Annotated in this window: 20 protein-coding genes; 14 read left to right on the plus strand and 6 right to left on the minus strand. The window is 61.1% G+C overall.

The window, feature by feature from the left end; genetic code table 11:
- Position 1 precedes the first annotated feature (1 nt).
- The 4 genes from ACR0MO_RS17585 to ACR0MO_RS17600 all read left to right on the plus strand — a co-directional run bounded on the left by ACR0MO_RS17585 (position 2) and on the right by ACR0MO_RS17600 (position 3,287).
- Positions 2–1,840 (plus strand): glycerophosphodiester phosphodiesterase family protein, encoded by a 1,839-nt coding sequence (locus ACR0MO_RS17585; protein WP_480892554.1) that lies wholly within the window; start codon positions 2–4, stop codon positions 1,838–1,840.
- Positions 1,827–2,387, plus strand: coding sequence for a hypothetical protein (locus tag ACR0MO_RS17590; RefSeq protein WP_480585600.1), 561 nt, complete (start codon positions 1,827–1,829; stop codon positions 2,385–2,387). The genes ACR0MO_RS17585 and ACR0MO_RS17590 overlap by 14 nt, the downstream gene beginning before the upstream one ends.
- A 113-nt stretch (positions 2,388–2,500) precedes the next feature.
- Complete coding sequence (locus ACR0MO_RS17595) at positions 2,501–2,635, plus strand: aa3-type cytochrome c oxidase subunit IV (protein WP_170453178.1); 135 nt, start codon at positions 2,501–2,503, stop codon at positions 2,633–2,635.
- Positions 2,636–2,654: 19 nt separating this feature from the next.
- On the plus strand, positions 2,655–3,287 hold the full coding sequence (locus ACR0MO_RS17600; protein WP_170453177.1) for a hypothetical protein: 633 nt from the start codon (positions 2,655–2,657) through the stop codon (positions 3,285–3,287).
- Here ACR0MO_RS17600 and ACR0MO_RS17605 read toward each other — a convergent pair.
- Both ACR0MO_RS17605 and ACR0MO_RS17610 read right to left on the minus strand, forming a co-directional pair.
- Positions 3,276–3,608 carry an AzlD domain-containing protein gene (locus tag ACR0MO_RS17605; protein ID WP_170522163.1) on the minus strand — a complete coding sequence of 111 codons (333 nt, stop codon included), beginning with the start codon at positions 3,606–3,608 and terminating at the stop codon, positions 3,276–3,278. The two genes, ACR0MO_RS17600 and ACR0MO_RS17605, sit on opposite strands and share 12 nt — an antisense overlap.
- Positions 3,605–4,315, minus strand: a complete 711-nt coding sequence (locus ACR0MO_RS17610) for an AzlC family ABC transporter permease (RefSeq protein WP_170633343.1) — start codon at positions 4,313–4,315, stop codon at positions 3,605–3,607. The genes ACR0MO_RS17605 and ACR0MO_RS17610 overlap by 4 nt, the downstream gene beginning before the upstream one ends.
- Between ACR0MO_RS17610 and ACR0MO_RS17615 the strand changes: the two genes are divergently transcribed.
- The 6 genes from ACR0MO_RS17615 to ACR0MO_RS17640 are packed head-to-tail and all read left to right on the plus strand — an operon-like array spanning position 4,314 to position 9,592.
- Positions 4,314–5,252, plus strand: coding sequence for a formate dehydrogenase accessory sulfurtransferase FdhD (locus ACR0MO_RS17615; protein ID WP_480627027.1), 939 nt, complete (start codon positions 4,314–4,316; stop codon positions 5,250–5,252). The genes ACR0MO_RS17610 and ACR0MO_RS17615 overlap by 2 nt on opposite strands.
- 3 nt (positions 5,253–5,255) lie before the next feature.
- Positions 5,256–5,807, plus strand: a complete 552-nt coding sequence (locus tag ACR0MO_RS17620) for a YcxB family protein (RefSeq protein WP_480627026.1) — start codon at positions 5,256–5,258, stop codon at positions 5,805–5,807.
- Entirely contained in the window at positions 5,804–6,448 is a 645-nt protein-coding gene (gene mobA, locus ACR0MO_RS17625) for a molybdenum cofactor guanylyltransferase MobA (protein ID WP_480627025.1), read from the plus strand. The genes ACR0MO_RS17620 and mobA overlap by 4 nt, the downstream gene beginning before the upstream one ends.
- Complete coding sequence (gene mobB / locus ACR0MO_RS17630; protein WP_170453172.1) at positions 6,445–6,936, plus strand: molybdopterin-guanine dinucleotide biosynthesis protein B; 492 nt, start codon at positions 6,445–6,447, stop codon at positions 6,934–6,936. The genes mobA and mobB overlap by 4 nt, the downstream gene beginning before the upstream one ends.
- Positions 6,933–9,002, plus strand: a complete 2,070-nt coding sequence (locus tag ACR0MO_RS17635) for a molybdopterin-binding protein (RefSeq protein ID WP_480892559.1) — start codon at positions 6,933–6,935, stop codon at positions 9,000–9,002. The genes mobB and ACR0MO_RS17635 overlap by 4 nt, the downstream gene beginning before the upstream one ends.
- Positions 8,999–9,592 carry a GNAT family N-acetyltransferase gene (locus ACR0MO_RS17640; protein ID WP_480892561.1) on the plus strand — a complete coding sequence of 198 codons (594 nt, stop codon included), beginning with the start codon at positions 8,999–9,001 and terminating at the stop codon, positions 9,590–9,592. Before ACR0MO_RS17635 ends, ACR0MO_RS17640 begins: the two co-directional genes overlap by 4 nt.
- Before the next feature lie 10 nt (positions 9,593–9,602).
- On the opposite strand, the gene ACR0MO_RS17645 is transcribed toward ACR0MO_RS17640, so the two are convergent.
- The 3 genes from ACR0MO_RS17645 to ACR0MO_RS17655 all read right to left on the minus strand — a co-directional run bounded on the left by ACR0MO_RS17645 (position 9,603) and on the right by ACR0MO_RS17655 (position 11,699).
- Positions 9,603–10,598 carry a hypothetical protein gene (locus tag ACR0MO_RS17645; RefSeq protein ID WP_480892564.1) on the minus strand — a complete coding sequence of 332 codons (996 nt, stop codon included), beginning with the start codon at positions 10,596–10,598 and terminating at the stop codon, positions 9,603–9,605.
- A 14-nt stretch (positions 10,599–10,612) separates the two neighbouring features.
- Positions 10,613–11,083, minus strand: coding sequence for a transcription elongation factor GreA (gene greA / locus ACR0MO_RS17650; RefSeq protein WP_170453169.1), 471 nt, complete (start codon positions 11,081–11,083; stop codon positions 10,613–10,615).
- Positions 11,084–11,318: 235 nt separating this feature from the next.
- Complete coding sequence (locus ACR0MO_RS17655) at positions 11,319–11,699, minus strand: VOC family protein (RefSeq protein ID WP_170453168.1); 381 nt, start codon at positions 11,697–11,699, stop codon at positions 11,319–11,321.
- Positions 11,700–11,788: 89 nt separating this feature from the next.
- Between ACR0MO_RS17655 and soxR the strand changes: the two genes are divergently transcribed.
- The 4 genes from soxR to ACR0MO_RS17675 all read left to right on the plus strand — a co-directional run bounded on the left by soxR (position 11,789) and on the right by ACR0MO_RS17675 (position 16,654).
- Positions 11,789–12,244 carry a redox-sensitive transcriptional activator SoxR gene (gene soxR / locus ACR0MO_RS17660; protein WP_170453167.1) on the plus strand — a complete coding sequence of 152 codons (456 nt, stop codon included), beginning with the start codon at positions 11,789–11,791 and terminating at the stop codon, positions 12,242–12,244.
- Positions 12,245–12,379: 135 nt separating this feature from the next.
- On the plus strand, positions 12,380–14,026 hold the full coding sequence (locus ACR0MO_RS17665) for an electron transfer flavoprotein-ubiquinone oxidoreductase (protein WP_170453166.1): 1,647 nt from the start codon (positions 12,380–12,382) through the stop codon (positions 14,024–14,026).
- Positions 14,027–14,127: 101 nt separating this feature from the next.
- Positions 14,128–15,843, plus strand: coding sequence for a tetratricopeptide repeat protein (locus tag ACR0MO_RS17670; protein ID WP_480627021.1), 1,716 nt, complete (start codon positions 14,128–14,130; stop codon positions 15,841–15,843).
- Positions 15,833–16,654: a 4-(cytidine 5'-diphospho)-2-C-methyl-D-erythritol kinase gene (locus ACR0MO_RS17675; RefSeq protein WP_170453164.1), complete on the plus strand. Its 822-nt coding sequence runs from the start codon at positions 15,833–15,835 to the stop codon at positions 16,652–16,654. Before ACR0MO_RS17670 ends, ACR0MO_RS17675 begins: the two co-directional genes overlap by 11 nt.
- On the opposite strand, the gene ACR0MO_RS17680 is transcribed toward ACR0MO_RS17675, so the two are convergent.
- On the minus strand, positions 16,647–17,645 hold the full coding sequence (locus ACR0MO_RS17680; RefSeq protein ID WP_170453163.1) for a polyprenyl synthetase family protein: 999 nt from the start codon (positions 17,643–17,645) through the stop codon (positions 16,647–16,649). The genes ACR0MO_RS17675 and ACR0MO_RS17680 overlap by 8 nt on opposite strands.

A 17,645-nucleotide genomic window follows, 5' to 3' on the forward strand; every position in this document is an offset into this window, starting at 1 on the left:
AGTGTCAGATTTCTCAGCCGTTACACATGCCTATGGTGCCGCCTGGCGGCGGCGGCGTGTCTTTGTGCCTGTCTACCTTGCCGTCCGCCTGTTGCTGATCGCGCTGATTGCACCGGGCGTGGCGGCGGCGGTCAATCTCGCGGTGTCCCTGTCCAATCAAACGGCCTTGACGGATCAGGACATTGCAGCCTTCATTCTGTCCCCCGCCGGGTTCATCGCGGCACTTGTGGTGCTGAGCCTGTTTCTGATGGCCGAGGTTTTTGTCTTTGCGGTCATGGCGGGTTCGCTGCGCATGGGCGAACCCGATCCGTGGCGCGCAGGCAGCTCTTCGATCCGTCTGGTTCTGTCGCGCCTGCCTGCGCTGTTCAGCTTTGCCGCGCGCTTTATCCTGCGCGTGTTGATTCTGGCGCTGCCCTTTCTGGCCATTTCCGGCCTGATCGCGTGGTGGTGGCTGACCGAATATGACATCAATTACTACCTGACCTTCCACCCACCCGCCTTCTGGATCGCTGTGTTGATGATCGGGGCGGTGATGCTTGTGATGGCTTGGGTCCTGATCCGCAGGCTATCGGCCTGGGCGCTTTCGCTGCATCTGGTGCTGTTTGAAAACGTTCACCCGGCGCATGTGTTCAACATCAGCGCATCGCGGATGGAGGGTAATCGGGGCCGTCTGAAATTCTCGCTGGTGCTGTGGCTGGCCACGCGCCTTGTTATCGCGGCGGCGATTGCGTGGGTTGCGGGTCTCCTGTTTGCACTGGTGCCATTGCAGGGCAGCGGCCATCTGCGACTGGCCTTGATCTACAGCCTGATCATTGCGGGGCTTTGGGCCTTGGCCGGTTTGGTGCTGGCGGCCACGGCGCTGGGCGCTTTGGCGGTTTTGCTGGACCGGTTCTTTGAACCGCAGACAGCGGACCTGCCGCATCCCGAACCGGGGCGTCTGGGGGTGCCGCTGTTCACCGCCGTTGGTCTGGCCTTGGTCGCCGTGCTGGCAGGTGTTTGGTTTGGTCAAAACCTGCTGGAACGGGTGCAGGCCCCGGACCGGGCCGAGGTGATCGGCCACCGCGGGGCGGCGGCGTTGCGGCCTGAAAACACCATGGCCTCGGTCTTGAAAGCCATCGAGGACGGCGCGGACTGGGTTGAGATCGACGTACAGGAAACGGCGGATGATGTGGTGATCGTCGCCCATGACAGCGATTTCATGAAACTGGCCGGGGTCAATCTGAAGGTTTGGGACGCCACGATGGAGGATGTGGCCAAGATTGATATCGGCAGCTGGTTCGGCCCCGAATATGCCGATCAGCGCACCCCGACGCTGCGTGAGGTTTTGGAGGCCGCAAAGGGTAGATCCAAGGTTATTATCGAGCTGAAATACTACGGTCACGATATTGATCTGGAGAACCGCGTGGCCGCTTTGGTCGAAGAGTTGGGAATGCAGGACGACATTGCCACCATGTCGCTGAAATACCCGGCTGTGCAGAAGATGAAGGCGATCCGGCCCGACTGGCGGACGGGCGTTCTGGCCGCGACTGCCGTGGGTGATCTGTCCGGGTTGGAGGGGGATTTTGTTGCCGTGAACGCGGCCACGGTCTCGCCGGGCCTGATCCGGTCCGTTCAGGATGCGGGCAAGGACATTTATGTCTGGACGGTGAATGACCCGCTGCAAATGTCGGCCATGGCCTCGATGGGGGTGGACGGGCTGATCACCGACCGCCCGGCCATGGCGCGCGAGGTTTTGCGCGTTCGTGCCGAGATGGGACCGGCAGAGCGGTTGCTGCTGTGGCTGGCCACAAGTTTCGGAATGCAGGTCGATACCGAGGCGATGCGCGATGACAGCCCATAAGCTGGCGCTGTTTCTGATCTGCCTGTCGGGGCCTGCCGTCGCGCAGGACCTGATGCGCAGCGTCGAAATGCCTGCCCACCGGGCCTTGATCGCGCAGCGGGGAACGGATCCTCTGACACCGTTTGAAACGGACGGATGCTCGGGCGGGTTGTCGGCCAGTTGGCGCTGGGTGGCAGACACCTTCCCGCAGATCGGTGAGCTGTATCAAGCGCATCCCCCTTGGGAGGAATGTTGCATCATCCATGACCGCGCCTATCACAACGCAGGCGGGGCCCTGCGCGCCGAAGACAGCTTTGACGCGCGGCTTTCTGCGGATCAAACCTTGCGGGCCTGCGTCAAGGCCCATGGCAACAGCCATGCCGAGGAATACGCAGAGCGCTATGAGATGACCCCTGATCAGATCCGAAACGTCCATGCACTGACCGCAGATGCCATGTACGGTGCCGTCCGCTTTGGCGGCGGCCCGTGCAGCGGATTGCCCTGGCGCTGGGGATTTGGATATCCGGGATGTTCCGTGTTCGGAGAACGCACCCCTGCAAGCGAGTGACGTCATGCCCTGCGCACGAATGACGTCTTGCCCTGCGCGCGAATGACGTGGTGACAGCCTGACTCTTTTCGATTATCCAACTGGAAAACACGCGAATTGGGATTCTTAGACACATGGCTGACCACAAGCACGGCGAAATGGACATCACCGTCCAGGAAAAAACCTTCAACGGCTTCATCAAGGCCACCACATGGTGTGTGGTTGTCATCGCCTTCCTTTGCCTGTTCCTCGCGGTTTTCGCGTCCTAAGCTGAACCGAGGGCGACCCGTGTTCCGGATTTTGATTGCCTGCCTTCTGGCAGCAACGCTGACAGGCTGCGCGGTGTCCGACCGTCCGCAAGCAGATCAGGCCGAGATTGTCGCCCGGTCTTACCGTGATCCCGGGCCGTCCACCCTGACGCTGTATACGATGATCAACACGCGCACCGGATCCGGCGCGCATACATCCTTGATGATCGGCGGCAGCGAGCGGGTGATCTTTGATCCTGCCGGGTCGTTTCGCGCAGACGTGGTGCCGATCAAAGACGACGTTCTCTACGGGATCACTCCGGCGGTCGAGCAAGCCTATCGCAGCTCACACGCGCGCGAATCCCATTACGCCCGCATCCAAACGATTCAGGTGAGCCCTCAGCAGGCCGAAATCGCACTGCAGCTGGCCAAGCAAAGCGGTCCGGTTGCAGGCGCGTTCTGCGCAAACTCAACCGCCCGGATATTGCAGCAAGTGCCGGGGTTCGAGCAGATCGACGTCACGTTCTACCCGGTGAAGCTCTCGGATCAGTTCGGACAATTGCCCGGTGTGGTGACGGAAGAATACCGCGAGAACGACGATGCCGATCTGCAAAAAGGTCTGGCCGCGAACAATGCGCGCCTGAACCAGTTGGATGCGACGTCAACCCAATAGGAACAGCAACCCATAAAGGGTTGCCGCGCCGGTGAAAATCGCGGCAAGGACGTTTTTCGTCAGAACTCCGACCGATAATGCAACAGCGGCGGCCGCCATGCGCGGGATGTCGGGTTGGCCTTCGGTTGCCGTGGGCCAGACGACCAGTGGCGCAATCAGGGCCGGAATGATGGCCACCGCTGTGTAACGCAGGTGCCGCAACAGCCATGGTGGCATCGGACGGTCGCCAACCAGCCCTATAAAGGCAAAGCGCAGGGCAAAGCTGCCGACGGCCAGCCCGACGATGATGGTCCAGATGGTGACCGGGTCGACCTGAGTCATGATTTCTTCCGCTCCAGCATCAGTTCGGCTTGCGCCCCGGCCACCATCCCCGCCGCTCCGGCGATCAGCAAACCCAGATTGAACGGGACGGCAACCGTCAGCAGCGCGACGACAATTGCAACCAGCGCGGCGACCACATGCGCCAGCGTCCGCATCATCGGGCCCACCATGGCCAGAAAGGTGATCGGCAGCGCAAAATCCAGTGCCCAGCTTTCAGGGATTTGTGCCCCAAGAACCGCACCCAGATAGGTGGTGAGCATCCAAAGCGGCGTGATCGGCGTGACTGACCCGAAGAAATACGCCATGCGCTGAGGCACGGTCATCCGGGGTTCTTTTTCGAACCGCACCACCGAGCAGGCATAGGACTGATCCACGATCAAATAGGCCGCGCAGGCCCTCTGCCACAGGGGCGCCGCCCCCAAATAAGGGGTGAGCGAGGCCGAATACATCGCCACCCGCAGGTTTACCGCCAATGCGGAGGCCAGAATAATGATGGTCGGGGCATTATCCTGCAGCAACTGCAGGGCGGCAAACTGTGCGGCACCTGCAAAAACCGTGATCGAGAAGGCCATTGTCTGAACGATGTCCAGCCCGGCCTCGGTCGCGAAAACGCCGAACAGGGTCCCGAAGGGCATCGCCACGAAGATGAACGGCGTCCCGTCGCGAAAACCCTTCCAGAAGTATGACTTGGATGTGGCGGTTGCCATGGCTAAATCCTATGGTGTCCGCAGAAGAAGTAGCGGTCTTGGGAAAGGGTTGCAATTGGCCACGGAACTGGATGTCACGGACTACATCATCGCCCCAGACCCCGGCGCGGCCCGCCTGACCCGCGCGGTGGAAGGCGTGGACCAGAATGGCGAGGTCAGCCAAATCTCGGTGGTCGAGGAGCGCCCGCTGACGATATTCCTGAATTCGCAGGAAATCGTCACGGCGATGACAATCGGCGACTACCCGGAATATCTGGCACTGGGATTCCTGCGCAATCAGGGCATGTTGCTGGCCGATGACCAGATCACGCGGGTGGACTATGACGACGATCTGGAAACCGTCGTGGTCCGCACGGCGCGTGAGACCTCCTACGAGGACAAGCTGAAGAAAAAGACCCGCACCAGCGGCTGCGCCGTGGGCACCGTGTTTGGCGACATGATGGAGGGGTTGGAGGACGTGCGCCTGCCGCAGGTTCAGGTGCGCACCTCATGGCTCTATGATCTGGCCGCCAAGATCAACCGTACGCCATCCCTGTATCTTGAGGCCGGGGCGATCCATGGCACCGTGCTGTGCCGCGAGAACCGCCCGCTGGTTTATATGGAGGATGTGGGCCGCCACAACGCGGTCGACAAGATCGCAGGCTGGATGCTGTCCGAGGGTAAGGCGGCGGAGGACAAGATCCTTTACACCACCGGGCGGCTGACGTCCGAGATGGTGATCAAAACAGCGATGATGGGCATCCCGGTTCTGGCCTCACGGTCCGGTTTCACCGCCTGGGGCGTCGAGATCGCGCGCGAGGTCGGCCTGACCCTGATCGGCCGGATGCGCGGCCAGCGGTTTGTGTGCCTCTCGGGTGAGGACCGGCTGGTACGCGACGTAGACCCGGCCAGCGTCGCGGTAGAGGACAGGAAACATCGACGGAAAAGTGCGGGGTGAACATTGACATACAATTTCCATTTGTCGGAACAAATAGACGACAAAACTCTTATTAGAGCCATGGGCCCTTGCAGGCAAAATTATAGCGGGAAAGGAGCTTATTGGGGCTACTTGGCTTTGGATGCATCAAGAGGAATTTTGGCTGTTGTTGGCGGAATTGTTGTTGCTTTCATAGTGTTTCGTGCGCTTGGTACTCTACCTCTTACACAAGGTCTTTTTGCACCTGTTTCCGGAGGGGTGATTGGAGCTGGAGTACTCTATTTTGCGGAACGTTCTTCCAAAAGGCTGAAAGTCCGACAGATGCTGGCCTCGCCGATTTACAGCGGTGGAACTGACTTTATGTTCTCGCCAGAAGGTTTGGATATGCGGTCACCTCACGTAACTTGGAATGTGTCTTGGCATGCTGTTGAGCAAGTCGTCGAAGATAGGGCGGGGTTTTTCTTTTACGCAGGTGCCTTCGTGTATGTTCTGCCCAAAAAACTGTTGAGTACAGAAGAGGCTAAGACCTTCCCAAAAACAGTCGAAAACTGGCGTTCTACGGAGAAGACAAATTGATCCGCCCCCTCGGCGTTATCCTCGCAGGCGGTCTAGCAACCCGCATGGGGGGTGGTGACAAGGGCCTGTTGGAAATCGGGGGGCAAAGCCTGTTATCTCATGTTATCGAGCGGCTGTCTCCGCAGGTCGATCATCTTGCCCTCAACGCCAATGGCGACCCCAAACGGTTCGCTGATCTGAACTTGCCGGTCCTGCCGGACACGATCGAGGGTTTTGCCGGTCCATTGGCGGGCGTTCTGGCCGGGCTCGATTGGGCGGCCGAGCAGGGCGCGGACAGTATCGTGACAGCCGCCGCAGATACGCCCTTTTTCCCACGCGATCTGGTGGATCGGTTGACCGCCACAGCGCAGGGGCAGACGCATCCGCTGGTGTTGGCGACGACGCCGCGCACGGGTGAGGAGGCGTTGAAATCCGGCGGCGGCAAGCGGGTGAACCGGCACCCGACTTTTGGCCTCTGGCCGGTGGCGCTGCGCGATGATCTGCGTGCGGCGTTGAACGATGGGCTGCGTAAGGTCGTGCTGTGGACCGATCAGCACAACGGGCGCGAGGCGTTGTTTCCGGCTGACCCCTTTGATCCGTTCTTCAACGTCAATACGCCCGACGATCTGGCGCTGGCCCGAAAACTGTTGGAGCAGGCATGAGGGTTTACGGCGTCACCGGTTGGAAAAACGCGGGCAAAACCGGGTTGATGGAGCGGCTGGTGGCCGAGGTCACCGGGCGCGGGTTCACCGTTTCAACCGTCAAACATGCGCATCATTCCTTTGATGTCGACCAGCCCGGGCGCGACAGTCACCGTCACCGAATGGCGGGCGCCAGCGAGGTGCTGCTGGCCTCGGGCCAGCGCGTGGCCCTGATGCAGGAATTGCGCGGCGCGCCGGAACCTTCGCTGGAGGCTCTGCTGGCGCGTCTGTCGCCGGTCGATCTGGTGCTGATCGAAGGCTACAAACGCGAGCGTCACCCCAAGGTCGAAGCCTTCCGCGCTGAGCCAGGCAATGATCTGATCGCGACCCGAGACGACACGATCCGCGCGGTTGCCAGCGATACGCCTCTGGACCTGGATCGCCCTGTTTTCGACCTGAACGACACAAAGGCAATTGCGGATTTCATCCTGTCCGAGGTCGGTTTGTGAGCCTTTTCGACAGCTTTGCGATGGTGGACTGGTCGGGTGGTAACGATACCGGACCGCGCCCGCGCAAAGACGCGATCTGGGCTTGTGTGGTGCGCGAGGATGCCGTGCAGGCGCTGGACTATTTGCGCAACCGTCAGGTCGCCGAGGACTGGTTGCGCAGGCTGATCGAGACCGAACTGGCCGAAGGTCGCCGCTTGCTCCTGGGCTTTGATTTTCCCTTTGGCTACCCCAATGGCTTTGCCAAGGCGGTTACGGGGACAAGTGACCCCTTGGCTTTGTGGGATTGGTTCGGGGCGCAGATCCAGGATTCTCCGACCGCCAACAACCGCTTCGATCTGGCGGGGCGGATCAACCGTCGGTTTGGCGGCAAAGGTCCGTTCTGGATGAACGCCCTGCGGCGCGAGGTTGATGGATTGCCGCGCACCAAACAGGACTATCACAACCCGTTCCCGGATCGCCGCATTGTTGAGACGCGGGCCAAAGGCAGTTTCACCTGTTGGCAGATGGCCGGGGCGGGCGCGGTGGGCGGTCAGGTGATGATGGGCCTGCCGGTTCTGAACCGTTTGCGGCACGCTTATGCGGGCAAGATCGCCGTCTGGCCGTTTCAACCGCTGGACAGGCCCGTGGCTTTTGTCGAGATATGGCCCTCGCTCAAGTTGGGGAAGGCTCCGCCGGATCGGATCAAGGATGCATGGCAGGTTGAACAGGTCGCATTGACACTGTCGCGCTTGACGGATCAGGAATTGGCAGAGCAATTGACTGTCACGGCCCCAGAGGAGGGGTGGATTTTGGGTGTACCGCAAAACAAACCGACCATAGCGCCGCCGCCATTGCGGAACGATTGTTTCGCCTTGCCCGCGGGCGTGAACTGGACCCCGGTGGATGAGGCATTGGCGCTGTTGCGGGATCGGTTGCGACCGGTAACGGGGGCTGAGACGGTGCCCTTGGCGCAGTCTATGGGTCGGGTTCTGGCCGAGGATGTAGTGGCAAAACGCTCGAACCCACCGCAACCCAATACGGCGGTGGACGGCTATGGCTTTGCAGGTCCCGCCGCAGACGGCGCGCAGGTGATGCCCCTGACCGAGGGCCGCGCGGCTGCGGGCATCCCCTTTGACGGGTCCGTGCCTGCGGGCCATGCGCTGCGCATTCTGACCGGTGCTGCGTTGCCCGAAGGTGTTGATACCGTTGTTCTGGAAGAGGATGTGACCGTTCAGGACGGCTTTATCGCCTTTCACGGGCCCATAAAAAAGGGCGCAAACACCCGCCGCGCTGGCGAGGATGTTGCGCAGGGTGACACCGCCTTGCCCGCCGGGCGCAGGGTGACACCGGCGGATATGGCGCTGCTGTCCGCCGTCGGTATCGCCGAGGTTCCCGTTCGCAAACCCCTGCGCGTCGCGGTTCTGTCCACCGGTGATGAACTGGTCGAGCCGGGCGATGCTGTGGGTGCGGGTCAGATTTTCGATGCGAACCGCCCGATGTTGCTGTCCTTGTTGGAGCGGATGGGGTTTGAGCCCGTCGATATGGGTCGCGTGGCAGACGACCGCGATGTGTTGCGCGCGCGGCTGGATGAGGCGGCAGAACAGGCCGATGCCATCCTGACCAGTGGCGGCGCATCGGCGGGGGATGAGGATCACGTCTCGGCCCTGTTGCGCGAAGCGGGCGCGATGCAGGAATGGCGGATTGCGCTGAAACCCGGACGCCCCCTGGCGCTGGGCATGTGGTCGGACACGCCGGTCTTTGGCTTGCCCGGCAACCCCGTGGCCGCGATGGTCTGCACGTTGATCTTTGCCCGCCCGGCCCTGTGCCTGATGTCGGGCGAGGGCTGGATCGATCCGCAAGGCTTCGACGTGCCTGCCGCGTTTGAGAAGCGCAAGAAACCCGGTCGCCGCGAATACCTGCGCGCGCGCCTGCGCGAGGGCAAGGTCGAGGTCTTTCACTCGGAAGGGTCGGGCCGGATCAGCGGGCTCAGCTGGGCCGAGGGGCTGGTCGAAATCGAAGACGGCGCACGGCACATCCAGCCGGGCGATCCGGTGCGGTTCATTCCCTATGGCAGTTTCGGGCTATGACCGTAATCGTCTCGCAAGGATTTACCGAGGCGGAACGATCCAAGGCCGCAGCCCTGTTCTGGCAGGCATTTGCAGCCAAACTGCACAAGGTCATGGGCCCCGATGACAAGGGGCTGGCCTTTTTCGAACGCGCGCTGGCCCCGGACTTTGCATTGGTCGCGCGGGATTCGTCTGGCCGGTTGCTGGGCCTTGCGGGGTTCAAGACGACCGAGGGCGGGTTGGCGGGCGGAAGTCTGTCGGACCTCGCGCGCGTTTATGGCTGGTTTGGCGCGCTGTGGCGCGGCATGGTGCTGAGCGTGCTGGAGCGGGACCTGAAACCCGGCGTGTTTCAGATGGACGGCATCTTTGTTGCCGCCGAGGCGCGCGGGCAGGGCGTCGGGACGATGCTGTTATCCGCGATCAAGGACGAGGCGCGCAACAGGGGCATGGCCGAGGTGCAGTTGGACGTGATCGACACCAACCCGCGCGCGCAGGCTTTGTACGAACGCGAAGGTTTCAAACCGGTGGGTTATGAGAAAACCGGTCCGTTCCGCCATCTGTTCGGGTTCAGCCGCGCCACCAAGATGAGCTGGGCGGTTTCGCCCGCCTAGGGTCCTGACCCTAGTCGAAGGTCCCCGCAACGCGGCCCACCAGCATGAAGGCCCGTGCCGTTCTGGTGTCGCCAAGCGCGGTCAGTTCAGCATCGCTGGCATCAAGTTCAAACTCGACAATCATGTTGTCGAAGCGCCGCAGGAAGTGATGGGCAGCATCCCGAAAGATCGGGTCCTGTTTCATCCGCGCGGCGGTTAGCGCCAGCGAAGACCGGTCCCGGATCCCGCCCAGGGCCGCAACGGACCGCCCGCGCGCGCCTTGGGCAAATTGCCGCCAGATTTCTGGCCGCGCCATGTCGGGGCGCAGGTCGTCCATATAGATGCCCTCCTGGCTGAGCAGGGTCAGAACATCCTGAGAGGCCTGCACCAGTTGTGCGGTTTTCCGATCTTTCAACGCCATTCGCAAGGCGTTGAACCCTTCGGTGTCTTTCTCGGTCTCGGGGAAATTCAGGGCGCGGATAAAGGTGTCGGTTGTCAGTGGCGGCGCGATATCTTCGGCGGTGGTGCCAAGCGCCAAAGATGTCTGATCGCCCGGAGCCAGCGTGGGCTGGCCGCCCGACGCAGGCTCTCGCCGTTTGGTCGAAAAGGTGGCCAGAGCATCCTCGGCCTTCTTCGTGGCAGCGGCGATTTCGTCCAGTTTCTTGGCAGCCGCAGGCTCAACGGAACTGGCCGCCCGCTGCTGTTGCAGAACATAGGCTTGTCGGATCGCGTCAATCGCTGTCTGCAACCGCGCGCTTTCCTCGCGCATCACACGGCTGGCCCGCATCGCCGTGGCCGCAACCCAGATCATCGCCACCGGCATGAACACCGCAAGGAAGGTCACGATGAACCCGCTGCCTTCGTTCTGGTCGGGCAGCACCAGAAACACAACCGACACCACCAGCCAGATGACGCTGAGCACACCTGCGGCGATTTCGATCGAGGTCACGCCCGTCCGCTCGGGGCGATCATAGATGCCCAGAGAGGTTGGCCGTTCGGTTTCCTGGTCAGGTTGGGTCCCCGACATATCAGACGCTCCGGTCAGGCGTATTCGATGCTCAGAACTTCGTAAGACCGCACACCACCGGGGGTGCGAACCTCGACACTGTCGCCTTCGTCCTTGCCGATCAGGGCGCGGGCCATGGGCGATTTGATATTCAGCAGGCCGTTTTCGATATTGGCCTCATACTCTCCGACGATCTGCCAGGTCTTTTCTTCGTCGGTATCTTCATCGACTAGCGTGACCTTGGCGCCGAACTTGATCGCACCGGACAATTTGGCAGGGTCGATCACGTCGGCCAGCGACAGGATGCCTTCCAGTTCCTTGATACGGCCTTCGATAAAGCCCTGTTTTTCGCGGGCCGAGTGGTATTCGGCGTTTTCCTTCAAATCACCCAGTTCCCGCGCCGAAGCGATGGCTTCGATGATCGCCGGACGCTCGACGGATTTGAGGTTTTTCAGCTCTGCTGCCAGCGCGGCATTGCCCGCAGGCGTCATTGGAATCTTTTCCATAGTCTTGTGGTCCACGCATAAATTGAGCCGCCCCGCCGCAGGGAAAGCGTCGGGGCGAATGATGGGTCGTTCAGTACCTGACCCAAATGGGGCGTGAATTGCAAGAGGCCAAGGGGCAGTCAGCGTTCGATTCGCGACTTAGCGCCGTTCAGGCGGAACCGGTTCGCGCCTGTGACGGTGATCAGGGGGCTTGTTGCGCCGCCAGCGGCGCGAAGGGGTGCAAAGCCACAGCATATCAATCATATTGCACCACTTCGAACTCGATGCCGTTGTCATCGTCGAAATAGAACCGTCTGCCCGGTTCGTAATCGGCGTGGTTATGCGGTGTGAACCCGGCCTCGCGCACCTTGGCTTCGGTGACGTCGATGTCTTCGACCAGAACGCCCACGTGATTGAGCCCGCCGACGATGTCATAGCTGCTTTCGCCTGCGGGTTTCGGGTCACTGGGCGCATAAAGCGCCAGATAGGTGTGCTGGCTGCCGACATGAACGGTATAGCCGCCCGCGATGGCGGGGCCTTCCCAGCGGGTCTTCCAGCCAAAGACCTTTTGCATCCAAGCCGCCGAGGCCTGCGGGTCGCGGACGGTGAAATTGGTGTGTTCAAGCGTCGCCATCATGGGATCTCCTTTGCGAATTTGTTGCTTGTCACGACTCAGCGTAATTACTAAACCTAACTTTAGGTCAAGATATTTTTTGCGAGGGTTCTATGGCGGTTTCCGAAGGGCTGGCAATTGGCGCATTGGCCCGGCGCACGGGGTTGGCGGTGTCAGCCATCCGGTATTACGAGGCGCAGGGCCTGATCGCACCCTGGCGCAACGCAGGCGGGCAGCGGCGCTATCAGCGGGCCGACATAAGACGGCTGAGCTTTGTGATGATTGCGCAGCAGTTCGGCCTGACCCTGCCGGAAATTCGCGAGGTTCTGTCCGGCCTGCCCGGCAACCGCACGCCCACGCCGCAGGACTGGAAGGATATCAGCATCACCCTGCGCGCCCGGCTGGATCAGCGAATCGATACTCTGATGCGGTTGCGCGACAATCTGGACGGGTGCATCGGCTGTGGCTGCCTCAGCCTGCCGAAATGCGCGCTTTACAATCCTGATGACCGGGCCAAGTCCCATGGTAGCGGTCCCAGATACCTGATGGGGGACGCTCCGGATACATAACTGCCGCATTGCAGCAATGTTACGCCGTGTTTTGATTGACCAAGGTCTTTCGGACCGGGTAATCACCCGTGAAACAAAATTGCGCAGACCACGCAGTGAAAGCGCCAATTCGGAAAGTTAGCTAAGGAGCCCGCGATGGCCGAGATTGAACGCGAAGCGATGGAATACGACGTAGTGATCGTGGGCGCTGGCCCTGCGGGTCTGTCTGCGGCCATCCGTCTGAAACAGCTTGATGCCGACCTGAACGTTGTTGTTCTGGAAAAAGGCTCGGAAGTGGGTGCGCATATCCTGTCGGGCGCGGTGCTTGACCCTTGCGGGCTGGACGCGCTGATCCCGGACTGGAAGGAAAAAGGCGCGCCACTGAACGTGCCGGTGCATGAAGACAATTTCTACATGCTGGGCGAAGCCGGTCAGATCCGCATCCCCAACTTCCCGATGCCGCCGCTGATGAACAACCACGGCAACTACATCGTGTCGATGGGCAATATCTGCCGCTGGATGGCCGAGCAGGCCGAGGAGCTGGGCGTGGAAATCTTCCCCGGCATGGCCTGTTCCGAGCTGGTCTATGGCGACAATGGCGAAGTCAAAGGCGTGGTCGCCGGTGTCTTTGGTCTGGAAGCGGATGGCTCTTATGGTCCGAACACCGAGCCGGGCATGGAACTGCACGGCAAATATGTCTTCCTGTCGGAAGGTGTGCGCGGTTCGCTGTCCAAGGAAGTCATCGCCAAATACGACCTGCAGGCCGGTAAGGAAGTGCAGAAATACGGCGTCGGCATGAAAGAGATCTGGGAGATCGACCCCGCCAAGCACAAAGAAGGCAGCGTCACCCACACCATGGGCTGGCCTTTGGGCAGCAACGCAGGTGGCGGTTCCTTCATCTATCATCTTGAAAACAATCAGGTCTATGTCGGTTTCGTGGTTCACCTGAACTACAAGAACCCGCACCTGTACCCCTACATGGAATTCCAGCGCTTCAAGCATCACCCGATGGTGGCCGAGCTGCTGAAAGGCGGCAAGCGCGTCGCTTACGGTGCCCGTGCGATCACCGAGGGCGGCTATCAGTCGATGCCCAAGCTGGTCGCGCCGGGCGTGGCGCTGCTGGGCTGTTCGGCGGGTATGGTCAACGTGCCGCGCATCAAGGGCAACCACAACGCCATGCTGTCGGGCAAAGCCGCAGCCGAAGCGGCGTTCGACGCCATCAAGGCCGACCGTTCGGGGGATGAGCTGACCGCTTATGAGACCGACGTGCGCGATGGTGCCATCGGCAGCGACCTGAAGAAGGTGCGCAACGTCAAGCCGATGTGGTCGAAATGGGGTCTGACCGCCTCGCTGATGCTGGGCGGTCTGGATATGTGGACCAACACGCTGGGCTTTTCGCTGTTCGGCACGCTGGGCCACGGCAAGAACGATGCGGATTCCACCGAAGATGCCAGCAAGCACAAGCCCATCGATTATCCCAAACCCGATGGCACGCTGTCCTTTGACCGCCTGACCAACGTGTCCTTCGCGGCCACCAACCACGAGGAAGCCCAGCCTTGCCACCTGCGCCTGGCCGACCCCGAGATCCCGGTGAAGGTCAACCTGCCCAAGTTCGACGAACCGGCGCAGCGCTACTGCCCCGCGGGCGTGTACGAGATGGTCGAGGATGAAAACGGTCCGCGATTCGTCATCAACTTCCAGAACTGCGTCCATTGCAAAACCTGCGACATCAAGGATCCCAGCCAGAACATCACCTGGACCACGCCGCAGGGTGGGGATGGCCCGAACTATCCCAACATGTAAGCAAAAAGATGGGCACTGGCAGGGTCGTGAAGGCTCTGCCATTGCCTCTTGCTGGCCAAGGCCCTAGCTTATCGCCCAGTCAATGACAGCAAGGCAGGCTTTTGGTGATTTCCATTGTTCGTCGCACGGTATTGGCCGTGTTGCTCTCTTCTTCCGTTGCGGTTCCGGTGTCTGCGGATACAGGCGCAGGCTCTTATCTGGCTGGGCGTCAGGCGATCTATGAAAGCGATTATGCGGCGGCCGAGAAATACTATGCTCAGGCACTGAAATTCGACCCCCAGAACGCGCTGCTTCTGGAAAGCGTTGTCGTCGCACGGCTTGCGCTGGGTGAGATCGAGCGCGCCTTGCCCGTTGCGCAGTCAATTGAAGAGGCGAACCTGCCCAGTCAGGCTGCGCGGATGGTGGTCGCCGCCAACCTGATCGCCGATGATAATCTGGCCGAACTGTTGGCCCGCGATCCTGAAACTCAGGGTGTTGGGCCATTGGTCGATGGTTTGATGATGTCCTGGGCCTATCTGGGTCAGGGTGAGATGACCAAAGCGATGGAGCAGTTCGATACAGTCTCGACCCAAAACGGACTGCGCGAGTTTGCGTTTTACCACAAAGCCATGGCGCTGGCCTCGATCGGGGATTTCGAAGGGGCCGAGGCGATTTTTGCGGAAAATGACGGTGCAATCGCGCAATTCTCGCGCCGTGCTGCGATGGCGCGGGTCGAGGTCTTGTCACAACTGGACCGCAACGCCGACGCATTGGCGTTTCTGGACGACGTCTTTGCGGCGGGCAGCGATCCGTCCATCGAAGACTACATCAGCCGTCTGACAGCCGGTGAGACCTTGCCCTTCACCCATGTGCAATCCGCGCGTGATGGGATGGCCGAGGTGTTTTTCTCGGTCGGGGCGGCGCTGAATGCCGAAGCATCGCCCGACTATGTCTTGCTTTACGCGCGCATGGCCAGTTTCCTGCGTCCCGATCACGTCGATGCCATTCTGCTGAGTGCCGAGTTGCTGGACGAACTGAACCAATACGATCTGGCGGTGGATGCCTATCGTCAGGTGCCCGCAGACAGCAATGATCATCACGCCGCTGAACTGGGTCGGGCCGAGGTTCTGGGCCGGTCGGGTAAAACGGATGCCGCCATCGAAGTGCTGCAGAATCTGGCCGCGCAAAAGCCCGACCTGCCGGGCGTTCATGTCGCGCTGGCGGATATTCAGCGCCGGGAAGAGAATTACGCGGCGGCGGTAGACTCCTACGACACGGCCATTGACCTGACTGAAACCGAATCCAGCGGCAACTGGTTCCTGCACTATGCCCGTGGGATCTCGCACGAGCGTCTCAAGCGATGGGATCAGGCCGAGGCCGATTTCCGGCGCGCGTTGGAATTGAACCCCGATCAGCCGCAAGTGTTGAACTATCTCGGCTACTCGCTGGTCGAACGGCGCGAAAAGCTGGACGAGGCGCTGGACATGATCGAACGCGCCGTGGCTGCGCGCCCGGACAGCGGCTATATCGTCGACAGTCTGGGTTGGGTCCTGTTCCGTCTTGGCCGCTATGACGAAGCGGTCGAGCATATGGAGCGTGCCGTTGAACTGATGCCGGTCGATCCGGTGGTCAATGACCATCTGGGCGATGTCTACTGGGCCGTTGGCCGCGCCCGCGAGGCCGAGTTTCAGTGGAAACGGGCGCTGTCGTTCATCGACGCCGAAGATACCGACAGCGAGGCCGATCCCGAACGCATCCGCCGCAAGCTTGAGGTTGGGCTGGATGTGGTTCTGGCCGAGGAAGGCGCTGATCCATTGAAGGTCGCCAATGGCAACTGAGGCCTTCGCGCCCGCCAAAATCAATCTGACCCTGCATGTCACCGGCCAGCGCGCGGATGGCTATCATCTGCTCGATTCCCTTGTGGCTTTCGCGGATGTGGGGGATCAGTTGGAATTTGCGCCGGGGCCTGACCTGTCGATCTCGGTTGCCGGAGAGCATGCGACAGGCGTTCCCATCGACAATCGCAACCTGATCTGGAAAGCGGCCGAGGCTGTGGGGTGGACGGGCCATGTTTCGTTGAACAAGGTCCTGCCGCATGGCGGCGGGATCGGCGGTGGCTCATCTGACGCCGCGGCCATGCTGCGCCATGCGGCGGGTCAGGGCATCGAAATCCCCTCGGACCTGCCAGTCTCGCTTGGTGCAGATATTCCGGTTTGCATGGTTGCCCAAGCGTCCCGGATGCGCGGGATTGGCGAGCAGGTTGCGCCGATGGTCCTGCCTGTGTTGCCTGCATTGCTGGTGAATCCCGGCGTTGAAGTCCCAACGGGGTCTGTTTTCAAGGCCATGGGCACCCGCGACAATCCAGGGATGCCGGATGATATTCCTGCGTTTGGCGACATTGGGGCGTGCGCCGATTGGTTGTCCGCCCAGCGAAACGATCTGCAAGGTCCCGCTGTGGCCATTGCCCCACAAATCGGGCGGGTGCTAGAGGAATTGGCGGCCACGCGCGATGTGTTGCTGACGCGAATGTCCGGCTCAGGCTCGACCTGCTTTGCGCTTTTTCCGTCGATGAAGGCGGCCCATTTCGCAGCCTATGAGATCGGTGCGGCCCATCCCGATTGGTGGTGCCGCGCGACCCGGCTTAGTTAAGCCGCGACACCACGTAATCCGCCAGATCGCGCAGCAGGGTGCGAACCTCGTGATCCGGCAACGCGTCCAGCGAAGCCTTGGCCTTGTTGGCCCATCCCAACGCATCCTGGCGGGTAGCTTCAAGCGTCTGGTACTTGTCCATCAGGCCAAGCGCATGGTCCAGATCGCCGTCTTGCTGGCGGCCCTTTTCAATGGTGCGCTCCCAGAAAGCACGCTCATCCGCTGTGGCTTGTGCGACTGCTTTGATCACCGGCAGGGTCAGCTTCCGCTCGCGGAAATCGTCGCCGATATTCTTGCCGGTTGTTTTGCTGTCGCCCTGATAATCCAGCAGATCGTCGGCAATCTGGAAGGCGATACCCAGCGCATCGCCATAGTCGAACAAGGCCTGCACCTGCGGGTCCGAGGCCCCGGCGATGACGCCACCTACCTCGGTCGCGGCTGAAAACAGCGCCGCTGTCTTGCCGCGCACGACCTGCAGGTAAACACCCTCATCGGTGCCCAGATCGGTGGCGGCGGTCATTTGCAGTACTTCACCTTCGGCAATCGTGGCCGAAGCGTTGGCCAGAATGTCCAGAACGCGCAGCGATCCGGTTTCGACCATCAACTGAAAGCTGCGAGAGAACAGATAATCGCCCACCAAAACGCTGGACTTATTATCCCAAAGCAGGTTGGCCGTGGGCCGCCCGCGTCGCTGGGCGCTTTCGTCGACCACATCGTCATGCAACAGGGTCGCGGTGTGAATGAACTCGACCGTCGCGGCCAAACGCACATGATGCTCGCCCGTGTACCCAAACAACCGCGCTGCCGCCAATGTCAGCATCGGGCGCAGACGTTTGCCGCCCGCTTCGACCAGATGCGCGGTGACCTCGGGGATGCGGGGCGCGTGCTCTGATGCCATCCGCGTCTGGATCAGCGTATTCACCGCCTCCATCTCAGCGCTCAGAATTTCGGCGAGCCGCTCATGCGGTTTCGAGATTGTGCTGACGTCCAT

The sequence above is a fragment of the Ruegeria sp. K5 genome (assembly GCF_056531805.1).

Excerpts from the sequence above, each read along its gene's own strand:
- ACR0MO_RS17590 (WP_480585600.1), top strand. The coding sequence starts at position 1,827 with ATGACAGCCCATAAGCTGGCGCTGTTTCTGATCTGCCTGTCGGGGCCT.
- ACR0MO_RS17595 (WP_170453178.1), top strand. The coding sequence starts at position 2,501 with ATGGCTGACCACAAGCACGGCGAAATGGACATCACCGTCCAGGAAAAA.
- ACR0MO_RS17605 (WP_170522163.1), bottom strand. The coding sequence starts at position 3,608 with ATGACTCAGGTCGACCCGGTCACCATCTGGACCATCATCGTCGGGCTG.
- ACR0MO_RS17615 (WP_480627027.1), top strand. The coding sequence starts at position 4,314 with ATGGCTAAATCCTATGGTGTCCGCAGAAGAAGTAGCGGTCTTGGGAAA.
- ACR0MO_RS17610 (WP_170633343.1), bottom strand. The coding sequence starts at position 4,315 with ATGGCAACCGCCACATCCAAGTCATACTTCTGGAAGGGTTTTCGCGAC.
- mobB (WP_170453172.1), top strand. The coding sequence starts at position 6,445 with ATGAGGGTTTACGGCGTCACCGGTTGGAAAAACGCGGGCAAAACCGGG.
- ACR0MO_RS17640 (WP_480892561.1), top strand. The coding sequence starts at position 8,999 with ATGACCGTAATCGTCTCGCAAGGATTTACCGAGGCGGAACGATCCAAG.
- ACR0MO_RS17645 (WP_480892564.1), bottom strand. The coding sequence starts at position 10,598 with ATGTCGGGGACCCAACCTGACCAGGAAACCGAACGGCCAACCTCTCTG.
- greA (WP_170453169.1), bottom strand. The coding sequence starts at position 11,083 with ATGGAAAAGATTCCAATGACGCCTGCGGGCAATGCCGCGCTGGCAGCA.
- ACR0MO_RS17655 (WP_170453168.1), bottom strand. The coding sequence starts at position 11,699 with ATGATGGCGACGCTTGAACACACCAATTTCACCGTCCGCGACCCGCAG.
- soxR (WP_170453167.1), top strand. The coding sequence starts at position 11,789 with ATGGCGGTTTCCGAAGGGCTGGCAATTGGCGCATTGGCCCGGCGCACG.
- ACR0MO_RS17665 (WP_170453166.1), top strand. The coding sequence starts at position 12,380 with ATGGCCGAGATTGAACGCGAAGCGATGGAATACGACGTAGTGATCGTG.
- ACR0MO_RS17675 (WP_170453164.1), top strand. The coding sequence starts at position 15,833 with ATGGCAACTGAGGCCTTCGCGCCCGCCAAAATCAATCTGACCCTGCAT.
- ACR0MO_RS17680 (WP_170453163.1), bottom strand. The coding sequence starts at position 17,645 with ATGGACGTCAGCACAATCTCGAAACCGCATGAGCGGCTCGCCGAAATT.